The 20,547-nt window shown below is 60.4% G+C and carries 19 protein-coding genes; all 19 read right to left on the bottom strand.

The window, feature by feature from the left end:
• Positions 1-11 precede the first annotated feature (11 nt).
• The 19 genes from fliE to LOY31_RS07805 all read right to left on the bottom strand — a co-directional run bounded on the left by fliE (position 12) and on the right by LOY31_RS07805 (position 20,528).
• Positions 12-341, bottom strand: a complete 330-nt coding sequence (gene fliE, locus LOY31_RS07895; protein ID WP_007958292.1) for a flagellar hook-basal body complex protein FliE — start codon at positions 339-341, stop codon at positions 12-14.
• A gap of 128 nt (positions 342-469) precedes the next feature.
• Positions 470-1,861 (bottom strand): sigma-54 dependent transcriptional regulator, encoded by a 1,392-nt coding sequence (locus LOY31_RS07890; protein ID WP_085605782.1) that lies wholly within the window; start codon positions 1,859-1,861, stop codon positions 470-472.
• A 5-nt stretch (positions 1,862-1,866) separates the two neighbouring features.
• Positions 1,867-3,078: an ATP-binding protein gene (locus LOY31_RS07885; protein ID WP_085605780.1), complete on the bottom strand. Its 1,212-nt coding sequence runs from the start codon at positions 3,076-3,078 to the stop codon at positions 1,867-1,869.
• 110 nt (positions 3,079-3,188) lie between these two features.
• Positions 3,189-4,664: a sigma-54 dependent transcriptional regulator gene (locus LOY31_RS07880; RefSeq protein ID WP_003222863.1), complete on the bottom strand. Its 1,476-nt coding sequence runs from the start codon at positions 4,662-4,664 to the stop codon at positions 3,189-3,191.
• A gap of 172 nt (positions 4,665-4,836) precedes the next feature.
• Positions 4,837-5,133 (bottom strand): hypothetical protein, encoded by a 297-nt coding sequence (locus tag LOY31_RS07875; protein WP_039765621.1) that lies wholly within the window; start codon positions 5,131-5,133, stop codon positions 4,837-4,839.
• Between the two features lie 10 nt (positions 5,134-5,143).
• A complete protein-coding gene (gene fliS, locus LOY31_RS07870) occupies positions 5,144-5,542 on the bottom strand; it encodes a flagellar export chaperone FliS (protein ID WP_007958302.1) in 399 nt (132 codons plus the stop codon).
• Positions 5,543-5,671: 129 nt separating this feature from the next.
• Positions 5,672-7,135: a flagellar filament capping protein FliD gene (gene fliD, locus LOY31_RS07865; RefSeq protein ID WP_258713080.1), complete on the bottom strand. Its 1,464-nt coding sequence runs from the start codon at positions 7,133-7,135 to the stop codon at positions 5,672-5,674.
• A gap of 81 nt (positions 7,136-7,216) precedes the next feature.
• A complete protein-coding gene (locus LOY31_RS07860; protein ID WP_085605774.1) occupies positions 7,217-7,573 on the bottom strand; it encodes a flagellar protein FlaG in 357 nt (118 codons plus the stop codon).
• Between the two features lie 71 nt (positions 7,574-7,644).
• Positions 7,645-8,496 (bottom strand): flagellin domain-containing protein, encoded by an 852-nt coding sequence (locus LOY31_RS07855; RefSeq protein WP_085605772.1) that lies wholly within the window; start codon positions 8,494-8,496, stop codon positions 7,645-7,647.
• Between the two features lie 243 nt (positions 8,497-8,739).
• On the bottom strand, positions 8,740-9,006 hold the full coding sequence (locus tag LOY31_RS07850; RefSeq protein WP_258713079.1) for a hypothetical protein: 267 nt from the start codon (positions 9,004-9,006) through the stop codon (positions 8,740-8,742).
• Positions 9,003-10,295 carry a motility associated factor glycosyltransferase family protein gene (locus LOY31_RS07845; RefSeq protein WP_085605768.1) on the bottom strand — a complete coding sequence of 431 codons (1,293 nt, stop codon included), beginning with the start codon at positions 10,293-10,295 and terminating at the stop codon, positions 9,003-9,005. Before LOY31_RS07845 ends, LOY31_RS07850 begins: the two co-directional genes overlap by 4 nt.
• A gap of 86 nt (positions 10,296-10,381) precedes the next feature.
• Positions 10,382-11,308, bottom strand: coding sequence for a ketoacyl-ACP synthase III (locus LOY31_RS07840; protein ID WP_007958310.1), 927 nt, complete (start codon positions 11,306-11,308; stop codon positions 10,382-10,384).
• Between the two features lie 226 nt (positions 11,309-11,534).
• Positions 11,535-12,587, bottom strand: a complete 1,053-nt coding sequence (gene pseI, locus LOY31_RS07835) for a pseudaminic acid synthase (RefSeq protein WP_221533343.1) — start codon at positions 12,585-12,587, stop codon at positions 11,535-11,537.
• Positions 12,584-14,086 (bottom strand): UDP-2,4-diacetamido-2,4,6-trideoxy-beta-L-altropyranose hydrolase, encoded by a 1,503-nt coding sequence (pseG, locus tag LOY31_RS07830; protein WP_258713078.1) that lies wholly within the window; start codon positions 14,084-14,086, stop codon positions 12,584-12,586. The genes pseI and pseG overlap by 4 nt, the downstream gene beginning before the upstream one ends.
• Positions 14,083-14,778 (bottom strand): pseudaminic acid cytidylyltransferase, encoded by a 696-nt coding sequence (gene pseF, locus LOY31_RS07825; RefSeq protein WP_258713077.1) that lies wholly within the window; start codon positions 14,776-14,778, stop codon positions 14,083-14,085. The genes pseG and pseF overlap by 4 nt, the downstream gene beginning before the upstream one ends.
• Complete coding sequence (locus LOY31_RS07820) at positions 14,775-15,395, bottom strand: pseudaminic acid biosynthesis-associated methylase (protein WP_085605760.1); 621 nt, start codon at positions 15,393-15,395, stop codon at positions 14,775-14,777. The genes pseF and LOY31_RS07820 overlap by 4 nt, the downstream gene beginning before the upstream one ends.
• Before the next feature lie 31 nt (positions 15,396-15,426).
• Complete coding sequence (gene pseC, locus LOY31_RS07815) at positions 15,427-16,584, bottom strand: UDP-4-amino-4,6-dideoxy-N-acetyl-beta-L-altrosamine transaminase (RefSeq protein ID WP_258713076.1); 1,158 nt, start codon at positions 16,582-16,584, stop codon at positions 15,427-15,429.
• On the bottom strand, positions 16,581-17,582 hold the full coding sequence (gene pseB, locus LOY31_RS07810) for a UDP-N-acetylglucosamine 4,6-dehydratase (inverting) (RefSeq protein ID WP_258713075.1): 1,002 nt from the start codon (positions 17,580-17,582) through the stop codon (positions 16,581-16,583). The genes pseC and pseB overlap by 4 nt, the downstream gene beginning before the upstream one ends.
• 30 nt (positions 17,583-17,612) lie before the next feature.
• On the bottom strand, positions 17,613-20,528 hold the full coding sequence (locus LOY31_RS07805; protein ID WP_258713074.1) for a TIGR00180 family glycosyltransferase: 2,916 nt from the start codon (positions 20,526-20,528) through the stop codon (positions 17,613-17,615).
• Positions 20,529-20,547: the final 19 nt, after the last annotated feature.

Genomic DNA, 20,547 nt, shown 5'->3' with positions numbered 1-20,547 from the left:
CAATCTCGTCCTTAAACCGGCATCTGCATGATGTCTTGATAAGCCTGAACCAGCTTGTTGCGCACCTGGGTCAGAGCCTGGAACGACACGCTGGCCTTTTGCGAGGCAATCATCACGTCCGTCAGATCGACGCCGCTCTTGCCGATTTCAAATGCGTTGGCCAACTGAGTCGACGCCTGCTGGGTATCACTGACTTTGTTGATGGCCTGACCGAGCATGTCGGAAAAGCTGCTGCCTGCCACTTCAGGGGCAGCGGCAATCGATTTCGGCTTCGACATGGCGTCCATTTGCATGGCCTTCATGTCCATCATCAACCGATTAAATTCAATACCTTGGCTCATGGTCTACTCTCTTGGGCGGCCCGCAATTTTTTGACACTCACTCGGCGGGTTCTCAGGTGTTAGCAACAACGGTGCCAGCTCGTGGGCACCGCTTTCAGAAAAGCCGTTTCAAACGTTTGCGCCACCCGTCAGGTGGCGAACAGGTAGCCTTCGACATCCATGCCCGCATCGCGCATTTGCGCCAGTTTGTAACGCAGGGTGCGCGGGCTGATGCCGAGTTTTTCCGCGGCTTCCTTGCGTCGGCCGCGCTCGGTACGCAGGGTGTCGATGATCATCTGGAACTCGCGGCGACGCAGGTCATCGCCCAGCGCACCGGCCGAATCCGCCTCGATCTCGACTTCACGAATGACCGGCGTAACCGGCACTGCCGCCGGCAATGGAGCAAACAGCGCAGGCCCGGAGAGACAGAAATCCTGCGGCTGGATCAACCCGCCCTGCTGCAGAATCAAGGCCCGCTGGACCGCGTTATCCAGCTCGCGCACGTTGCCCGGCCACGGATAAGCGATCAGGCACGCTTGCGCCTCGGGCGAAAACTTCGCCATCGCATGCTTCATTTTATTGACGTGTTTGGCCAACAGACGCTCGGCCAGCGGCAGGATATCGGCGGTGCGCTCGCGCAACGGACGCCAGGCCAGCGGAAAGACCGACAGACGATAATAGAGGTCCTCACGGAACCGCCCCGCCGCCACTTCACCGGCCAGGTCGCGGTTGGTGGTCGCCACCACGCGAATATCGAGAGTGATCGGCTTGCGGGCGCCGACCCGTTCCACTTCCCGCTCCTGCAACACCCGCAGCAGCTTGGCTTGTAAACCCAGGGGCATTTCGGAAATTTCATCGAGCAGAATGGTGCCGCCGTCCGCCTGTTCGAACTTGCCGGCCTGGGCCGCGATGGCGCCGGTGAACGAGCCTTTTTCGTGACCGAACAGAGTGGCTTCGAGCATGTTGTCGGGGATCGCCGCACAGTTGATCGCAATGAACGGCTGACTGGCGCGATGGGATTGCTGGTGGATGTAGCGCGCCAGCACTTCCTTGCCGGTGCCGGACTCACCGGAAATCAGCACGGTGGAATCACTGCGCGCGACCCGCGCCGCCAGATCCAGCAATTGAGCACTGGCCGGCTCGACCGCGACCGGCCCTTCGGCGTCACTGGCGCCAAGGCTGCCCAAGGCGTGACGCGCCACCAGATCCAGCAGAGCCTTGGGCTCGAACGGCTTGACCAGATAATCCGCCGCGCCCTGGCGCATGGCATCGACCGCGCGCTCGACCGCGCCATGGGCGGTCATCAGCAGCACCGGCAATTGCGGTTGCCGCGCGCGCAGCAGGCCGAGCAATTGATGGCCGTCCATGCCAGGCATGTTGACGTCGCTGACCACCAGACTGAACGCTTCGCGCTCGACGGCGTTCAGCGCCTCTTCGGCCGAACCCACCGCGTGATAGTCGTGACCGGCCAGCAAAAGCGTATCGGCCAGCGCTTCGCGCAACGAGCGGTCATCCTCGACCAGCAGAACCTTGATGCCCATGACCTTCACTCAGCTCCCTGTACAGCAGAAAACAACGGCAGGATGACCTGCGCGCACGTACCGCGCCCGACCCGCGAACGCAGCTGCAATTCTCCCTGATGCGCACGTGCCACGGCCTTGACCACGGTCAGGCCCAGGCCGGTCCCGGTAACTTTGGTGGTGAAAAACGGCTCGCCCAGCCGCGCCAGCACCGCCGCATCAATACCGCTGCCGCTGTCACTGACACACAAACGCAGGGTGTTGTCGCGGGTATAGCAATGCACCTTCAGACGCACCTCGCCGGCACTCGCCTGAATGGCGTTTTCAATCAGATTGAGCAGCGCCCCGACCAGCGTGTCGCGATTGCACAGCAACTCGCCGACATGGCTGTCGCACTGCCAGCGGATTGGCAGATCCTGCACATGGGTCAGCGCCGCGGCCTGCAACGACTGCATCAAGGCATTCGGCGTGACACGATCGGTCAGCGGCAGCTCGCCGCGGGCGAACACCAGCATGTCGCGCACCTGATGCTCGAGCTCGTGCAGGCGCTCCTTGAGACGACCGGCGAAACGCTGCTGGGTCGCGACCGGCAGTTCCTGCTCGGTCAAATGACTGGCGTACAGCAACGCGGCGGACAACGGTGTGCGGATCTGATGAGCCAGCGACGCGACCATCCGCCCCAGGGACGACAGGCGCTCGTGGCGCGCCAGCTGATCCTGCAAGTGACGGGTTTCAGTCAGGTCGTTGAGCAGCACCAACTGCCCCGGCTCGGCATCCAGCGAGCGGGTGGCAATCGACAGGCGTCGACCGTTCTTCAAGGAAATTTCGTGGCCGTCGTCTTCACGGGGTGCGAAGCAACGGGCGATGACATGGCGCCACAGCTCGCCTTCCAGAGGCAGGCCCAGCAGATCGATGGCGGCCGGATTGGCCTCGCACACAATGCCGTGACCGTCGATGACGATGACGCCGCCGGGCAACAGATCAAGGAGGTTTTGCAGACGGTTGGCCAGGCGTTCTTTTTCCGCCAGTTCCTGCATGCGCTGGGCGCTGACCACGGCCAGCTCGCCCTTGAGCTCGGTGACCCGGGCTTCGAGCATGCTATAGGAGTCGGTCAACTGGCTGGACATCTGATTGAACAGGGCGAATGCCTGCTCAAGCCCCTGGCGGCTCGCCTGCTCAACGGACGGCAGTTGCCCCGAGGACTCGGGAACAGAAGACATCTGGGAGGCTTGGGGCATTGTGCTCTCTCGCTTGGCTGACCGTCAGTTAAACGGAACGTTGCGAGGGATGTAGCAATACCCGTGCCTAAAAAAAACCGCTTATAAATGAAGCAGTTGAAAAACAGGCGTCAATCATCCGCCTGTTCATCTCCTTCACGACGGCTCATGCCGTACTTGCGCATCTTCTCCACCAGCGTGGTGCGGCGAATGCGCAGGCGTTCGGCGGCACGGGCCACGATGCCGTTGGCGTCGTCCAGCGCCTGCTGGATCAAGCCCTGCTCCAGACCACCGAGGTAGTCTTTAAGATCCAGACCTTCCGGCGGCAGCATGGCGTTGGCGGTGAAGTCCGGCGTGTGGCCGTTGATTGCCACGCGCTCTTCCAGATCGCTGCGCAGGCTGTCGACCATTTGCTCGTCTTCGTCGTCGACGTAGCGGAATTTCTTCGGCAACTCGACCACGCCGATCACCCCGTACGGATGCATGATCGCCATGCGCTCCACCAGGTTGGCCAGCTCGCGGACGTTGCCCGGCCAGCCGTGGCGGCACAGGGACATGATCGCGGCGGAGTTGAAGCGGATCGAACCGCGCTTCTCGTGCTCCATGCGCGAGATCAGCTCGTTCATCAGCAGCGGAATGTCTTCGACGCGCTCACGCAGCGGCGCCATCTCGATCGGGAACACGTTCAGGCGATAGTAGAGGTCTTCGCGGAAGGTGCCGATCTCGATCATGCTTTCGAGATTCTTGTGGGTCGCCGCGATGATGCGTACGTCGACGCTCTGGGTCTTGTTGCTGCCCACGCGCTCGAAGGTGCGCTCCTGCAGCACGCGCAGCAGCTTGACCTGCATCGGCAGCGGCATGTCGCCAATTTCGTCGAGGAACAGCGTACCGCCGTTGGCCAGCTCGAAGCGGCCGGCACGGCTGGTGATCGCGCCGGTGAAGGCACCCTTCTCGTGGCCGAACAGTTCGCTTTCCAGCAACTCGGCCGGGATCGCCCCACAGTTGACCGGCACGAACGGCGCGTCGCGACGCTTGGAATGGTAATGCAGGTTGCGCGCAACCACTTCCTTGCCGGTCCCGGACTCGCCGAGGATCAGCACGCTGGCGTCGGTGTCGGCCACTTGCTGCATCATCTGACGCACGTGCTGGATCGCACGGCTGGTGCCGACGAGACTGCGGAACAGGTTGGGTTCGCGATGACGGCCGCGCTCGCGGGCCTGGTCGTACATTTCGCGATAGACCTGGGCACGGTGCAGGGAGTCGAGCAGCTTGCTGTAGCTCGGCGGCATTTCGAGAGTCGAAAGTACCCGGCGGCGTTGGTCTTCGGGCAAGTCCACCGAAGAATTATCGCCCATCAGCAAAACTGGAAGGAACTCATCCCAGGTTGAGAGTGTCTTTAACAGGCCCAAAAGCGCACCAGGAGCATTGACCGTCCCGATCAGTACGCAAATGACCTCACGACTAGACGACAAAGAGCCGACTGCCTGCTGCCAGTCATGGCTTCCGCAGGGTAAATTTTCTTCGCCAAGAAAATTTAAGATCACCGCCAGGTCGCGGCGGCGGACGCTATCGTCATCGATCAGCAGAATTTTGGTTTCACGCCACATGCAATAGCAACTTCCCTAGTCAACTCAATGCCCAAAATGAGGGGCAAGCGAGACGCTTGCAGGACACCTTGTGCCTGTAGACGCCTGAAATCTGAAAACAGCCACTAGTTAAGTCAAAAAACCGTGCACAGTCAAATTTATGGCGCACATGTCTGGATTAACTGAGGGTTAATTAACCAAACAGATGGTAAACCTTTGCCGCGTTCTGCGCTTGGGTGATCTGCGACATCTCGTCGACTATCGCCTGACGCTCACCCATGGCGACTTCAAGCAGCTGCTTGTAGACATGCAGCAACTCCTCAAGGTTATCGCGCAACGCGACCTCGTCCACCGAAGCTTCACTCAAGACATCTTCCATGCAGGAACGGCAATCGAGATCCAGTTGACCGATCGCCTCCCAGTTGCGCTCGGCCAGGGCGCCGACCAACGCTACTCGGGTTTCTTCGATTCGCTGCAATACAAGACTCATGGTGATCTCCTCAGAACTGCGGAGCGGGCGCAGGCGCGATTGCGTCCCAGCCTTCCTTGACGGTGCTCAGCAAGCCGGCAACCTCATCAAGAATGCGCGGATCGCTACTGATGTTCGCCTCCGCGAGACGCTTCATCATGTAGATATAAAGACCGTCCAGATCAGCCAGCGTATCCGCGGAATTTTCCAGATCCAGACCTTCGCGCAGTCCACTGACGATGCCGATGGCCTTGCTGATCGACGTGCACTTGGCAGGAATATCCTTGCGCTCGATCGCACCTTTGGCCTGGGCGATACGGTCCAGGCCGCCTTCCATCAGCATTTGCACCAGACGATGAGGGCTCGCTTCAGACGTCTGAGCGTGCGCACCTACTTTCTGGTATTGCCGAAGGGCTAACATCGGATTCATGTTCTACCTCATTTGCCACAATGACTCGTATGAACAGTGTATCGCCAGCGAGTCGAAAAACTTTAGACCACAAGACAAAAACCCGGCGCACGCTTGAAAGCGTAGCCGGGTTTTTGTCGCTCTTGCATGTTACTTCGCAGATTGCTGAGCGTTCAGCGAGCTGAAGAACGAAGTAATGTTGCTCGCTGTGGCCTTCATTTGTCCTACCAGCAGGTCCATGGCGTTGTATTTTGCAGTCAACGTCTTGGTCATGCCGGCAACGCGTATATCCAGTGCCGTTTGCTGGGCGGTAAGGCTACGCGTATTGCCGTTCAGGATCGTCAGACGCTGATCCAGCAAACCGGTGGTGGTCTTGCCATCGGCCGAAGCCTTGAGGTAAGGATCCACCGCCTTGCTCATGCGCGCCAACAGACCATTGGTGTCGTTGGTCCCGGTGAACATCTCCTGAACCTTGCCGCTCATGCCTGGCGTGGACATGGCCTTGTTGAACGCGGCCGTGTCGAACGTCAGGTTACCGGTATTGCGGTCGGTCATGACACCCAGCTGCGACAGATAGGCCATCGGGCTGCCAGCGGTAGCACTCGGGGCCGTGATTTGCCCACGGATATCGGCAACCAGCGAACGCGCCAGGGAGTCACCGGTGAACGCCGCCTGAACGGTCAGCTTGCCATCTTCGTCCGGCGTTGCCTTGGACAACGTATCAATGGTGTTTTTCAAGGTGTTGTATGCATCGACGAACGCCTGAACCGACGTCTGCAAACCCTTGGTGTTACCGTCGACAGTCACCGTGACAGGTGTCGGAGGCGTACCCGGGCTGACGGTTACCAGGTTCATCGTCAGACCACTGATGGCGCCGGTGACCGTGTTGCTCTTGCTGGTCACTGCCAAGCCGTCGATGGTCAGAGACGCATCCTGAGCGAGGCCGTTGACCGCGCCGGAAGCACCGGCCGCCGGGCTGGTGCCCATTTCCTGTGTGCCGTCGATTTCCAGGCCGGCAATGCCGCTGACCTTCATATCGGAGCCTGCGCCAGTCTTGCTCGAACTGATCACCAGACGCGAAGCGCCCGAGCTGTCGGTCACAATGTTGGCGGAAATGCCGTTGACGCCCTGAGCCGTGTTGATGGCGTCACGAGTGCTCTGCAAAGTGGCATTGGCCGGGATCGTGACATTGTAATCAGTGCCATTCTGACTGATTTTCAGGGTACCACTCGGAATGGCACTGGCAGCACCGCCGGCAAAGGATGCACTGGCTATTTTCGAACCGGTGGCCAGTTTATTCACAACAACACTGTAAGTACCCGAGACCGCGGTGTTATCCGCAGAGACCCCTAGAACGCCCGGAGTGCCCGAAGTCGCCGTGTAACCGGCAAACGCTGGATTGGTCTTGCTGCCCAGGTTGGTCATCACCGTCTGGAATGCGGTCAGCGCACTCTTCAACGTGCCGATACCGGAAATCTTCAGCGTGTTGGTTTTAGTCGCATTATCGATCTGCGTCTGTTTCGGCGTCTTGTCGGCATTGACCAGCGCAGTAACGATCGCACCGATGTCCAGGCCGGAACCCAGGCCCGAACCCGGTAAAATTGGACTTGCCATGTGCATCTCCCTTGGGGTTATTGCCAGTCTTTTGACCAATGCCTGCGTCTAAAGAACTTCAAACACTATTCATGCCAGCTATCAGACTTTGGCGTCGAACAACACGTGACTCGCGTTGGCGAGGCTGTCTGCCAGCTTGAGGGCTTCTGCGGAGGGGATCTGTCGTACGACCTCGCCCGTCTCGCTCGCGATCACCTTGACGATGACCTTGCCGGAATGCTCGTCGATCGAGAATTCCAGATTGCGCTTGATCGACTGAACGAACTTCTCGATCTCCTGCACCGCCAGCTTCAGCTTGGTTTCATCTGCTTCCTGGCTCTTTTTCGAGGCAGGAACAGCATCAACGGTCTGAGGCTTGGTTTCCGACGGCTTGTCGGTAACGGTATTGGCTGGCTTGGGAGCCGGATAAGACACGTTAAGCTTGACGCTCATGTCCATGCTCATCACCTCATAACGTAAAAAGCGAGAGAGCACGCAAGCGCACTCCCCCGCTAAAACTCATTCCGAAATTACTGAAGCAGCTTCAGTACAGCGGAAGGCAGTTGGTTGGCTTGAGCCAGAACAGAGGTCGAAGCCTGTTGCAGGGTTTGCTGCTTGGTCAGGTTAGCAGTCTCTGCGGCGAAGTCGGTATCTTGTACGCGACCTTGTGCAGCAGTGGTGTTTTCGTTGATGTTCTGCAAGTTCTGGATGGTGCTGTTCAGACGGTTTTGCGAAGCACCCAGGCTGGCACGAGTTGCACCGATTGCAGCGATAGCGGCGTCGATTGCAGTGATCGCGTTGTCGATGTTCGAAGCGGCGGCAGCCGAAGTAGCACCGGTCAGAACAACAGTACCGCTACCTACCGACAGACTGGCGGCGTCGAACTTGGAGCTCAGTACCAGGTCGATGTGGTTAGCCGAACCGGTGTTTGCGCCAACTTGCAGAGTCACAGTACCAGCCGAACCGTCCAGCAGGTTTTTGCCGTTCAGGTTGGTCGAAGCCGAGATACGGGTGATCTCGTCGGACATCTGAGCGAATTCAGCGTTGGTAGCGGTCTGGTCAGCAGTGCCGTTGGTACCGTTACGTGCTTTAACAGCCAGTTCACGCATACGCTGCAGAATGTCGGTAGTAGCCTGCAGAGCGCCTTCAGCGGTCTGGGCAACGGAGATACCGTCGTTGGCGTTCTGGATTGCCTGGGTGTTACCGCGGATCTGGGAAGACATACGGTTGGAGATCTGCAGGCCAGCGGCGTCGTCTTTAGCGCTGTTGATTTTCAGGCCGGAAGACAGGCGCTGCATCGAAGTCGACAGAGCGTCGGAAGCGCGGTTCAGGTTTTTCTGAACGTTCAACGACGTGGTGTTGGTGTTTACTGTTAAAGCCATGACGAATTCCTCGTTGGTTGGGTACTGCGGCTTCCGGCCCTGGCAACCGCCGGGTATGGCCTAGAGAACCTTCGTAATAGTTATCGTCGGGTTTGCAGGTTGCTTGAGGGCTTTTTTGAAAAATTTTGCCATCACCCTGCCACCCCCTAGAAAACAAAGACTTAGCAGCACTTCACCTTCTAAAAAATGACGTCATAAAACCGTCCGTGGCGCAAAGCTGCGGGCCAGCGCCTTCGACCGTCGTCAGGCGGACGATTCTTCCAGCAATTGAATCAACTCGTACTCCATGAAGTCGGCAAGCCCCAACCAGTCCTGACGCTCCTGGCACTCGAGCATTTGCGTGAGCAACTGCGCCCAGGCCTGCTGCTTCTGCGCACCGGCCGACAGCAATGACTGCTGCGCGCCCTCGAACACATCGACCATGGTCAACGCGGCCTCGACATCACGTCCCAACCGAAACAGCCCGGCGCACTGTTGGCATTCGTCTACCCAGCTTTGCAGCGCAGTCATTGCACGAACTCCTGATTGAACGCTGTACCGGCAATCTGCGCGCCCGCGCGGCTGCTGTTGAAAAACGCCACCTGCGGCTGACTGGCGATGTATCGCTCCAGCACGCACAGATAACCGCGAAAATTGAGCTGGGTACTGACGCGCTGGCCATGGCCATCACGCACCCAGTGCCGCGCCTGATTCACCGACGGCCCCAGGTCACCGTCATTCCAGCCGGCATGGGTCTTGTTCATCGGGAAGGCAAAATCGGCGCCGAACAGCGTGATCCGTGCAGCGCCCATCTTCACCGCCAGGTCCACGGCCGGATGAATCACGCTGCCGCCCACATGCAGCAGCGCCCTCGGGTGCTGTTCACGCAATGCCGCATAGACCGGACTGGCCGAGTAACCGCCATAACGTTTGCCCTTCCAGGCCCTCAGCACCTCGGGATCACTCATGGGCAGGTACACCAGCGGGATGCCGTCGGACTCCTCGAAAGGCAAGTGCCGGAAGCTGATTCGCTGATCGATGCTCACCACATAGTCGGGCACGATCCCGTGCTCGCGCAGTGGCCGGTAAGCGGTATCGACACAAATGAACAACGGACGCCCGGACCGCTCGCGAATCGCCGCCAGGCGCTCGAAGTGCTGCTCCAGCGTCGGCCCGGTGCCGATCACATAAATCTCCCGACCGGTGCAGGTGCCGAACAGCGTCGCCACATCATCGTCGGCGAGCAACACGGGCAGGCAGTCCTGCAGGCGCTGCTGAATGAACGGTGACTGCGGATCGAACTCGCGATTGTTGAAGCTCAGGTGCACTTCGCTGACCAGTCGATCACGAATCTTTGCGTTGAAGTCATCGGCCAGCAGCATTTCGGCAGGCAATGCAAAGAACGGCGTGCAGATGTCGGGCAGGTCGCCGGCGTAGAGCAATTCAACTCGCGGATCCTGCAGCCACTCACGCTGATCGAGCAGTTGCAACACCAGGGTGAACAGCGCGCCATTGAGGATGTGCACATACAAGCGTTCAAGCCCGGCGCGCTCCAGCAACACCGTGGGCAAATCCCCGAGGCCGGTGCCGTAGACATGCAGTTGCGGCTTGTCCGTTGGCAGGCTGGCGGCCTGTATTTGCGCTTCGCGGACACGGTCATGCCGGCTGGTGAGCTGAATGCCGCCAATGCTCAGCGTCGAGCCCAGCCCTTGCGTCAGCTCGGCCTCGATTGCCGAACTGTCTTCGTTCAGCAATCGTGCGAACAGCGTCGGCCAGCGTCGCTCGAAGACTTCAGCGTTAGCTTGGAAAAACTCACTCATGGTGCCTTGCGCTCCCTTCAGGCAAAAAAACAGCGTTCAAGGTTACCCCTTGAACGCTGTTTTTGTATTCGTCGTTCGTACCGGACTCAAGGACGATAAATAATCGCCGAACCCCATGACAAACCGACGCCGAAACCACTGATCGCGATGCGACTCCAGTCGGAATCCATCACGTGTTTTTCCAGCAGCAACGGCACACTGGACGACACGGTGTTACCGGTCTCGACCATGTCCTTGATGAACTTCTCCGGCTCGCCTTCGAAACGTCGCGCCACGGCGTCGACAATCGCCGCACTGCCCTGGTGGATGCAGAAGGCATCGATGTCATCGGCCTTCAGGCCGGAATCGTCGAGCAGTTCATGCAAGTGCGCCGGGACTTTGAGCAGAGCGAAGTTGAACACTTGGCGGCCGTTCATGAAGAACACGCCATCGGTCACTTTCAAGTGCGGTGCGCCGGAGCCGTCAGTACCGAACTTGGCCTTGCCCAGCGCCCAGACCGGGTCTTCGCCCATCCAGGTGGCAGTAGCGGCATCGCCGAACAGCATGGTGGTGTTGCGATCTTCCGGATCAACGATTTTCGAATACGGGTCAGCGGTGATCAGCAGGCCGTTTTTCAAACCGGCGGCTTCCATGAAGCCTTTGATCGCGTAGATGCCGTAGACGTAGCCGGAGCAGCCCAGGGAAATATCGAACGCCGCGACATTGGTCGGCAGCCCGAGCTTGTCCTGGACGATGGCTGCGGTGTGCGGCAGGCCTTCCTCGTCACCGTTCTGGGTGACGACGATCAGCGCATCGATGGATTCACGTTTCAGTTCAGGGTTGTTGGCAAACAGCGCATTGGCCGCTTCAACGCACAGATCGGAGGTTTCCTGTTCCGCGTCTTTGCGTGGGAGGAAGGCCGAACCGATCTTGCCGAGGATGAATTCTTCATCCTTCTCGAATTTTGCACCTTGTGCGTAATTGTCCACGCCGGCTACAGGAACGTAGCTCGCAATGCTTTTTATGCCAATCATTACGGCTTCCCAATAATAAACAGCCCAATACCACCGCTCGCAAGGATTCGAGGGGCGCCGACAAACAGAAAACGGCCGCCACAACGGGCAGCCACGGGGAGCGCAAAGGGCTATCACTGGAACCGAAAACGGGCCAGGCGCCATCTCCCCGGTCATTACAATACAGTGAAGATGCGCGTTATGACTCGCAGGTCACGCTATTTTGCCGAATCGGTGCCAGATCGGGTCATTCGACCAATGACCAGTCCAGCGGCGTACCGCGTTTAATCGGCTGGCGCGCACGGCGCCCGAGGACGGCATCGGTGTGCTTGGGCGGCAGACCGAGACCGGGACGAATGGCGCGCACATTGGCCGCCGTGAAGGGTTCACCGGCCGCCATATCCGCCGTGACGTACAGCGACCGACGGTAAACCAGCGACTTCTGCTCAGCCTCGGTCACGCCGTAATGGACCTGGCCCATGGCCTGCCAGGCACGCTCGGTCTCGATCACCAGACTGGCCAGTTCCGCCGGTTCCAGCGAGAAACTGGCGTCCACCCCACCGGCTGAACGGTCGAGGGTGAAGTGTTTTTCCACCACCGTCGCGCCCAGAGCCACCGCCGCCACCGACACACCGACACCCATCGAATGATCGGACAGACCGACCTCACAACCGAACAGCTCACGCAGATGCGGAATCGTGCGCACGTTGCTGTTGATCGGGGTCGCCGGGTAGGTGCTGGTGCATTTAAGCAGCACCAGATCCTTGCAGCCTGCCTCACGGGCAGCGCGCACGGTTTCGTCGAGTTCGGCGATGCTGGCCATGCCGGTGGAAATGATCAACGGTTTGCCGGTCGCCGCGACACGGCGAATCAACGGCAGATCAGTGTTCTCGAAACTGGCGATCTTGTAGGCCGGCACATCGAGGCTTTCAAGGAAGTCCACGGCGCTGTCGTCGAACGGTGTCGAAAACGCGAGCATGCCCAATTCCCTGGCCCGGGCGAAGATCGGCGCATGCCATTCCCAGGGCGTGTGGGCCCTTTCATACAGGTCGTAGAGCGAGGTACCGGCCCACAGACTGTTCGGATCCTTGATGAAAAATTCGCCCTCCGCCAGATCCAGGGTCATGGTTTCGGCGGTGTAGGTTTGCAGTTTCAAGGCATGCGCGCCGGCCTTGGCCGCCGCTTCGACAATCTGCAAGGCGACGTCCAGTGACTGGTTATGGTTGCCGCTCATTTCAGCGATGATGAACGGCGGCGCATCGGCACCGATCTGGCGGTTGCCGATATTGAAACTGCTCATTGACGGGATTCCTTCAAAACCTTGGTGAACGCGCAGGCACTCTGGGTGAACCCGGCGTCACGAAAAACATTCATCGAGGGCCGATTGGCCGGCAACACCTGGGCGGTGATGGCGGTCATTTGCGGCCAGTGCGCAGCCACAAAGGCCTCACCCTGCGCCAGCAGCGCCCTGCCCCAGCCGAGACCGAAACGCCCCTCGAACAGATATAGCGAAACTTCCGCCTCAAAGCCGCGCAAATCGTAGCGCAGGACGCCGACCGGGCCATCATCCGCCTCGGCCACCAGCAGCAGCCGCTGAGGATTGCGCAGACTCGCGTCCAGCCAGTTAACGTGCTGCGACCAATCGATCGCCCCGCTGTCCAGCGACCAGCGGCGCACCGCCTCGGCATTGCGCCCGTCGAACAACAACTGCGCGTCATCCGGCGTCGCCAGACGCAACTTGAGCACCGCGCCGGCCAGTGCCGTCGCCACCCGCAGCGCACCGCGTCCGTCGACCAGTTGCCGCGAACGCTCGGCCAGGCTCTGGCGTAGATAAAAATTGCCCACGACAAAGCCGATGGCAGCGCGCAGTTGCTCGACGCTGACCTGCTCCCGCGCGCCCATGAACACATGCGCGCCGGCCGCCGCCATCACCTCGCCGTTGGCCTGCTGGTTGTTCGACACCGCGATGCAGATCGTCGGCAGGCCCAGGGCCGCGCGCTCCCAACTGGTGCCGCCGCCGGCGCCGATAAACAGGTCGGCCTCGGTCATGCGCCGATGAAAATCGCTGACGAAACTGTGCAGGCGCCAGTGCGGCCGCGTTTCGGCCAGCGCCTGCATCTCTGTCCAGGCCGGGTTGTCGGCACCGGCGACAAAATCCACTTCAAGCGCCGAAATATCCGCCAGCGCCAGCATCGCGTGATGAGTCTGGCGCGCCGCATCGAAACCGCCGAAATTCACCAGCACCCGGCGCGCCACCGGTTTGATCTCGATGGCCGGGCCACTGAACTCTTCACGCAACATGGCGAAGCGCGGACCGAGCAGCGTTCGGCAACCGGCCGGCAACAGCGGCTGATAGTTTTCGCTGAGCCCGGAGAGGTTCTGATTGAGCAGCAGATCCACGCTGTAGCGCCGGGTCGCCAGATCGTCGACCGCGGCAATCCGTGGTGCGAAGCGACGGGCAGCGGTTTGCCAGTGATGGTCGAGGCCGTAATGGTCGGCGATCACCCAGTCCAATCCGGGCTGCCCTTCCAGCTGCGCCGCCAGCGCATCGATATCCGCCTGCCACGGCAGCATCGATTCGATGGCCTGCTCCGGGTCTTCACCGGCATAGCGATCCGGCAACGCGAAGGTCTCGAAGCCTTCGGCCTGCAACGCATCGAGCCGATGCCCCGGCAGACGACGGCAGGCGAACGCGACATGGCTGCCTTGCGTGCGCAGCACTCGCGCCAGTGTCAGGCAACGGGCGATGTGGCCGCTGCCGATGGTCGGCGACGCGTCGGCGCGGATCAGCACTCTCATTGCAATTCCCCGCCAGCCCTGAGGGCGGCGTAAAGGTACTCGGCGCGCTTCCAGTCTTCGACGGTATCGATGTCCTGCACCAGATACCGGGGCAGGATCACCGGCAGACTCGCCGGCGAATACAGCACCTCGCCACCCAGCCAGGCCTCGCGGCGCCCCCAATAGAACTGGCCGGCATCCTGAAAGGCAGCCGGCAGATCCTGCGAACGGGTGTTGCGAAATTCGGGGTACAACGCTGTCAGCGCGCCCTGCCCGTCGAGGGTCAAGGCGCGCTGCACCGGAAAGCCGAAATCGGTGACTGAAAATGCAAAGGACTTGTCCGGATGCTGCGCCAGCAACTCAAAGCCCTGACGCAGAAAGCGCGCCTGCAACAGCGGCGCCGTAGCGTACACACAGCAGGCGTATTCGAAGGCCGGCAGTTGCTGCAGGGCATGCGCGATCACCGCCGCAGTGCCGGTGAAATCATCGGCCAGCTCAGCCGGACGCATGAACGGCACGTGAGCACCGCTGGCCCGCGCCACGTCGGCAATCTCTGCGTCGTCGGTGCTGACCACCACCTGCTCGAACAACCCTGAATCGAGGGCCGTGCGAATCGAACGGACAATCATCGGCACACCGTCGAACGGCTTGAGATTCTTGCGCGGGATGCGTTTGCTGCCCCCGCGGGCCGGGATGATTGCGACGTTGTTCAAGGACGTTTTTCCAGCAGGAACCAGGTGATGTCGTCGACCGGAAACTGCGGATCGCGGTGATAACCGAAGCCGTAGTCCAGCAGTTGCAGATCAGGATAACGGTCAAGCATTTCCCCGGCAAAATCACGCTTGAACAGCTTGCCGCTGTTGCCGCGATAGGACACTTCCACCGGCGAGGGATTGTAGTACTCGGCGATCAGGATGTAGCGCGAACTCAACTCATACAACTGTGCATACGCCGTCGCCAATAGCTCCGGCGCCAGATGGATCAGCACACCTTTGCTCAGGGTCAGGTCGTATTGGCGTTCACGGTGAAAGTCGAACAGCGAACCGTGCCAGATATTCGCAATTTCCAGCGCTCGGGCCTGGGCGCAGGCACTGGCATTGATCTCGACCCCGAACAGCTCGCAGCGCGGCAGCAGCTGACGCAGCGCCTGCAAGTTGTTGCCGGCGTTGGTGCCCAACTCAAGCAGGCTGTCGATTCGCCCGGCCCGGGTCAGCGCCTTGGCGAACAACGCCAGATTGGCCGCCACCAGTGGCTCGCCGACGTTACGGTCAACGTACTGGTTGCCGAATTCGCCCTGCCAGAATTGTTCCTGCTCGCTCAGATCACGCATTACCGTTTTCCATCCACCGCCGCGGCGGCAATCATTCGGTCAACCGACGCAATTGCTCGACCACGTAGTCCTGCTGCTGATCGCTCAGCAACGGGAACAGCGGCAGGCTGATCGCTTCGGCGTAATAACGCTCGGCTTCGGGGAAGTCACCCTCGGCGAAACCCAGGTCACGATAGTACGGCTGCAAATGCACCGGAATGTAGTGCAGGTTCACGCCGATACCGGCGGCACGCAAGCCTTCGAACACCTGACGGTGGCTGAGGCTGATGCGCTCGGTCTGCAAACGCACCACATAAAGATGCCAGGCCGATTCGGCCTCCGGCTGGAGGCTCGGCACAGTCACCGGCAAGTACGCCAGCAAGCGCTGGTAACGCGCGGCCAGCGCCCGGCGACGGGCGATGAACTCGTCCAGTTTGCCCAACTGCGACAGGCCCAGCGCGGCTTGCAGATCGGTAATCCGGTAATTGAAACCCAGCTCGACCTGCTGGTAGTACCACGGGCCGTGGCTGGGCTCGGTCATCTGCTGCGGATCGCGGGTCATGCCGTGGCTGCGCAGGCGTTGCAGACGCTCGGCCAGTTCCGGGCGATTGGTCAGCACCATGCCGCCTTCGCCGCTGGTGATGATCTTCACCGGATGGAAGCTGAACACGGTCATCGCGGCAAATTCACCGCAGCCCACCGGACGCCCGGCATAGCTTGCGCCGACCGCGTGGGAAGCGTCTTCGATCACCGTGAAGTTGTAGCGCTCGGCCAGTTCGGCAATGCGCCGCATGTCGCAGCTCTGCCCGGAGAACGCCACCGCCACCAGCACTTTGGGCAGCGTGCCGTCGCGCTCGGCAGCATCGAGTTTGCTCGCCAGAACTTCGGCATCAAGGTTCCAGGTCAGCGGATCGATGTCCACGAAGTCCACGTCAGCGCCGCAATAACGCCCGCAGTTGGCCGACGCGAGAAAGGTGTTCGGCGTGGTCCACAAACGGTCACCCGCGCCGAGCCCCGCCGCCAGACAGGCAATGTGCAGCGCCGCCGTGGCGTTGCACACCGCCACGGCGAAGTCGGCCTGACAACGCTCGGCCATCGCCTGCTCGAAGCGTTCGATGGTCGGGCCCTGGGTCAACCAGTCGGACTGCAACACCTCGACGACCGCGTCGATGTCCGTCTGGTCGAGGCTCTGCCGACCGTAGGGAATCATACCGAGAGCTTCGCGTGCAGCTCGGCGATCTGCCCCACCGAGAGGAAGTGCGGGTTGGTGTCGGAGCGGTACTCGAAATCTTCGCCGACCGGCACACCACGCTCACCGAGTTTGTCCTCGGCAAAATCCACGTCGACGCTGGTGAAACGGATCGACGGCTGGATGGTGTAGTGATCGGCAAATTCCAGGGTCATCCGCGCATCGTCCAGCGGCACCATCAGCTCGTGCAGTTTCTCGCCCGGACGGATGCCGACGTTCTTGTGCGGCAGATGCTCGGCCATGCCGCGAGCCAGATCGACCACACGGATCGACGGGATCTTCGGCACGAACACTTCGCCGCCGTGCATCCGCGCAAAGCTGTCGAGCACGAACTGCACGCCGTGATCGAGGGTGATCCAGAAGCGGGTCATGCGCTCGTCAGTGATCGGTAGCTCCGCCGCGCCATCGGCGATCAGTTTGCTGAAAAACGGCACCACTGACCCGCGTGAACCGGCGACGTTGCCGTAGCGCACCACGGCGAAACGCGTCTGCTGTTCGCCGGCAATGTTGTTGGCCGCGACGAACAACTTGTCCGACAGCAACTTGGTGGCGCCGTACAGGTTGATCGGGCTCGCGGCCTTGTCGGTGGACAGCGCAACGACTTTCTTCACCCCGTTGTCGATGGCGGCGGCGATGATGTTTTCCGCGCCGTTGACGTTGGTGCGGATGCATTCAGTCGGGTTGTATTCCGCCGCCGGCACCTGCTTCAACGCCGCGGCGTGCACCACGTAATCGATGCCGCGCATGGCCTGACGCAGACGATCGGCGTCGCGCACGTCACCGAGGAAGTAACGCATGCACGGCGCGTTGAACGTCTGCTGCATTTCGTATTGCTTGAGCTCATCCCGGGAGAACACCACCACTCGCTTGGGCTGGTATTGCTCGAGCAGGCGCGCGATGAATTTGCGCCCGAACGAGCCGGTGCCGCCGGAGATGAAAATCGATTTACCGTTGAACATGTCTTGAGTCCTGTTCCCTTTACGCCAGCTTCAGGCGATCAACTGCGCCCAATTCAGCGAAGCGCTGTCGTTCAGCACAAAGCCTTTGCCAGTCAGGCTCAGGTTCGCGTTGTACGCCTGATCCCGGGCGAACGCCGCCGCCCATTTTTCCTGCAACGCAGCCAGTGCCTGATCAGCCTGGGCGATATCGCCCTGATGGATGACTTGCACCGATGGCGTCCAGACGGTCAGGTAGCCGGCCTGGCCGGCTTTCAGGCACAGATCGACATCGCTGAAGCCTTCGGTGAATGTGTTCTCGTCCAGACCGCCCAAAGCATCAAACAGTTCTTTGCGCACCATCAGGCACACATTAGAAACCGCCGAGTAGTTCTGATCCACGGACAACCGGTACAGGTAACCCTGGGCGTCGTGTTTTTCGCCGACGAATGCCGAGCCAACCCCATCGTTCATGCCGAGAATCAGACCGGCCTGGCTGATCTTGCCGTCGCGGTCGACCAGTTTCGGGCCGACTACGCCGACTTCCGGACGCAGAGCGTGGTTGAGCAACGAGTCGAGCCAGTTCGGGTTGACCACTTCTGCGTCGGCCGCGAGCAATACCAGATACTCACCCAGCGCCTGCTGGCTGGCCGCGTTGTACAACGCCGGCGCGCTCAGCGGCTGATCAACGCGCAGCACCCGGACTTTCGGATGCTGATAGGTGCCGAGCCAGTCGTTGACTTGCGCTGACTGAGCGCCAGTGGTGGCGACCAGGATTTCGTATTTTTGATAGCGGGTGCGCAACTGCACGCCTTCCAGGCAACGTTGCAGGGCCGGCAGATCGTCGCCTGCCGGCACGATGATCGACACCAGAGGACGATCGCTGTGGTGGTAGTCGATCTGGTAAATGCCCGGCACGGATGAAGTGACCTTGGCCTTGTAGCCACGATTGCCCAGGTGACGCAACAGTGCCAGACGCTCGTGAGCGTTCTCTTCAAGCACCGGTGCCTGAGTGATCAGCAGCGGCTCATCAAGGTGGGCCAGGCTGTTGAGGCCATCCTGCTCGATGATGCGCAGCAGCAGATCGAATTCCAGTGCCTTGCTGTAGTCCGCCGAATAACCACCGGCCTCGACCAGCGCGTCGCGACGAATCAACCAATGACGCGCCATCATCGCTGGCAGGCTCAGGAGCAGATCCAGATTGAAGCCCGGACGGAACACGTCCACCAGCGCACCGTTTTCCGCGCGCTGGATTTCGTCGGTGGACACCGCTCGGCAATCACCGGCGTTCATCAGCTCCAGGCTGGCACGCAACAGGCCGCTGGCGGTGAACTCGTCCCCGGCTTGCGCCAGAAGCACCCAGTCGGATGGCGACTGACTGGCGCTCTGGTTAAGTTTGTCGATCAGGTTGCCCGGCGTCACGCGGACAAAATGCAGGGTGTTCTGTGCGGTGGTGGCCGCCGGTGCTTCACCGGTGGTGAACACAACGATCCTGAACGTCTTGCACTGGCCTTCGAGCAAGCTGTCGAGGCTGACTTGCAGCTTGTCGATATCGTTGTCCAGATCCAGCAGGAAAATACCGAACTGCTGACCGCCACCGTTGACGGCCAGATGCTCGGCAATCGCCTCGACCTGTCCGGCTTGCGGTTGACGCGAATCCAGCCACTTGAGCAGCCGGCCGGACTGCATGGCGTCGAACGTGCGATGGTGATCTTCCACCGTCAGCGCATCGAGCCGTGCAATCCAGTCACGCACTTTTTGCGCTTCTTCGTCTTCTCCCGACAATTCCAGTTGCGCCACCAGACGCTTGTTCACGGTACGGTTGAAGGCATTGAGGTCGTGGGCCTGCCACAGACGCTCGAGCACACTGTCCTGCGTGTCGTTATTGCGCGCCTGGAGCAGATGCGCCTGACGCGTCCACACCCCTTCGAGCCCCTGCAATTGAACTCGGCCGGCGGGCATCGCGTGCAGCATGAATTCGAACTGCGCCAGACGATCGAAGAATGCCTGGTTATAGAACGGCATTTCGACGTATTGCAACGGCCCGAAACGACGATCCGGCACCTTGAGCACCTGATTCCAGGTGGACTGGACAATCAGTTCCGCCGTCAGCGCCCGACCGCTTTGCAGGCTGTCGACCATGGCTTCGAAACTTTGCAGGGCAAACGCTTTGCTCTGTTCTGCATCCAGGCCCTGGATCGCAGTAGGCAACCCGGCGAGGAATTCAGCAAAGGCTTCACGCTCGGCCACCGACTTCGCGTCGGCGTACGTCAGCGAGTGGTAAACCTCGGTGCTGTGCTCGGAGTTGCCGTAGTTGATCTCGCGCACCACGTAAGGAATCGGCAGGATACGCGCCTTGGCACTGGCCAGCAGGAAGTACACGTGGCCGATTTCCTGCCATTGGAAACTGGTGCCTGGCGGCAGTGCCGAATGCCAGGTCTTCATCAGGTCGGTACGGGTCACCGCGTAGAACGGCGGGATGTACTGACTCATGTAATCGATGACCCGATCCTGAGCCTTCTCGGACGAGTAGTCTTCCATGACTTTCTTGTCACGGCGGTAGTAGCTCACATCACCGGCCATCGACAGGTACATCAGGCAGTAGCCGTGGCACATGCCGTAGTCGGGATTTGCCTGGAGGAAGCCCACCGACTCGGTCAGCGAATCGTGCAGGATGAAGTCGTCGTCGGCCGCCAGCACCATATACGGCGTGGTCAGTTGCTCCACGCCATAGGCCAGTTTGGCCTGCATGCCCCAGTAGGCGAACTGCGGCACGTGGTGATAGTCGACCGCGGAAAAGTCACCTTCAGGGCGTTCGGCCGTGGAGTCCAGCACCATGATTTTGCAGGGCAAGCTGCTGTAATACTTCACCGCCCGACGCAGGAACGCCGGACGATTGTGCGTAATCAGCACTACGGTCAACAACTCGTTGAGCGGTAGCGTCAGTTCAGAACTGTACTTGCCTTGCATAACTTCTCTCCACAACCGG

Origin of the sequence: Pseudomonas sp. B21-021 (assembly GCF_024749205.1) — a bacterium.
Classification (GTDB): Bacteria; Pseudomonadota; Gammaproteobacteria; order Pseudomonadales; family Pseudomonadaceae; genus Aquipseudomonas; species Aquipseudomonas paraglycinae.
Note: the sequence above shows the minus strand (reverse complement) of the source record. Positions and strands in the feature narration are given on the sequence as shown.

Excerpts from the sequence above, each read along its gene's own strand:
- LOY31_RS07885 (WP_085605780.1), bottom strand. The coding sequence starts at position 3,078 with ATGCCCCAAGCCTCCCAGATGTCTTCTGTTCCCGAGTCCTCGGGGCAA.
- LOY31_RS07845 (WP_085605768.1), bottom strand. The coding sequence starts at position 10,295 with ATGAGTGAGTTTTTCCAAGCTAACGCTGAAGTCTTCGAGCGACGCTGG.
- LOY31_RS07880 (WP_003222863.1), bottom strand. The coding sequence starts at position 4,664 with ATGTGGCGTGAAACCAAAATTCTGCTGATCGATGACGATAGCGTCCGC.
- LOY31_RS07890 (WP_085605782.1), bottom strand. The coding sequence starts at position 1,861 with ATGGGCATCAAGGTTCTGCTGGTCGAGGATGACCGCTCGTTGCGCGAA.
- fliS (WP_007958302.1), bottom strand. The coding sequence starts at position 5,542 with ATGAATCCGATGTTAGCCCTTCGGCAATACCAGAAAGTAGGTGCGCAC.
- pseB (WP_258713075.1), bottom strand. The coding sequence starts at position 17,582 with ATGTTCAACGGTAAATCGATTTTCATCTCCGGCGGCACCGGCTCGTTC.
- fliD (WP_258713080.1), bottom strand. The coding sequence starts at position 7,135 with ATGGCAAGTCCAATTTTACCGGGTTCGGGCCTGGGTTCCGGCCTGGAC.
- pseC (WP_258713076.1), bottom strand. The coding sequence starts at position 16,584 with ATGATTCCCTACGGTCGGCAGAGCCTCGACCAGACGGACATCGACGCG.
- LOY31_RS07875 (WP_039765621.1), bottom strand. The coding sequence starts at position 5,133 with ATGAGTCTTGTATTGCAGCGAATCGAAGAAACCCGAGTAGCGTTGGTC.
- pseG (WP_258713078.1), bottom strand. The coding sequence starts at position 14,086 with ATGAGAGTGCTGATCCGCGCCGACGCGTCGCCGACCATCGGCAGCGGC.
- LOY31_RS07820 (WP_085605760.1), bottom strand. The coding sequence starts at position 15,395 with ATGCGTGATCTGAGCGAGCAGGAACAATTCTGGCAGGGCGAATTCGGC.
- pseI (WP_221533343.1), bottom strand. The coding sequence starts at position 12,587 with ATGAGCAGTTTCAATATCGGCAACCGCCAGATCGGTGCCGATGCGCCG.
- LOY31_RS07840 (WP_007958310.1), bottom strand. The coding sequence starts at position 11,308 with ATGATTGGCATAAAAAGCATTGCGAGCTACGTTCCTGTAGCCGGCGTG.
- LOY31_RS07805 (WP_258713074.1), bottom strand. The coding sequence starts at position 20,528 with ATGCAAGGCAAGTACAGTTCTGAACTGACGCTACCGCTCAACGAGTTG.
- LOY31_RS07850 (WP_258713079.1), bottom strand. The coding sequence starts at position 9,006 with ATGACTGCGCTGCAAAGCTGGGTAGACGAATGCCAACAGTGCGCCGGG.
- fliE (WP_007958292.1), bottom strand. The coding sequence starts at position 341 with ATGAGCCAAGGTATTGAATTTAATCGGTTGATGATGGACATGAAGGCC.
- LOY31_RS07860 (WP_085605774.1), bottom strand. The coding sequence starts at position 7,573 with ATGGACATGAGCGTCAAGCTTAACGTGTCTTATCCGGCTCCCAAGCCA.
- LOY31_RS07855 (WP_085605772.1), bottom strand. The coding sequence starts at position 8,496 with ATGGCTTTAACAGTAAACACCAACACCACGTCGTTGAACGTTCAGAAA.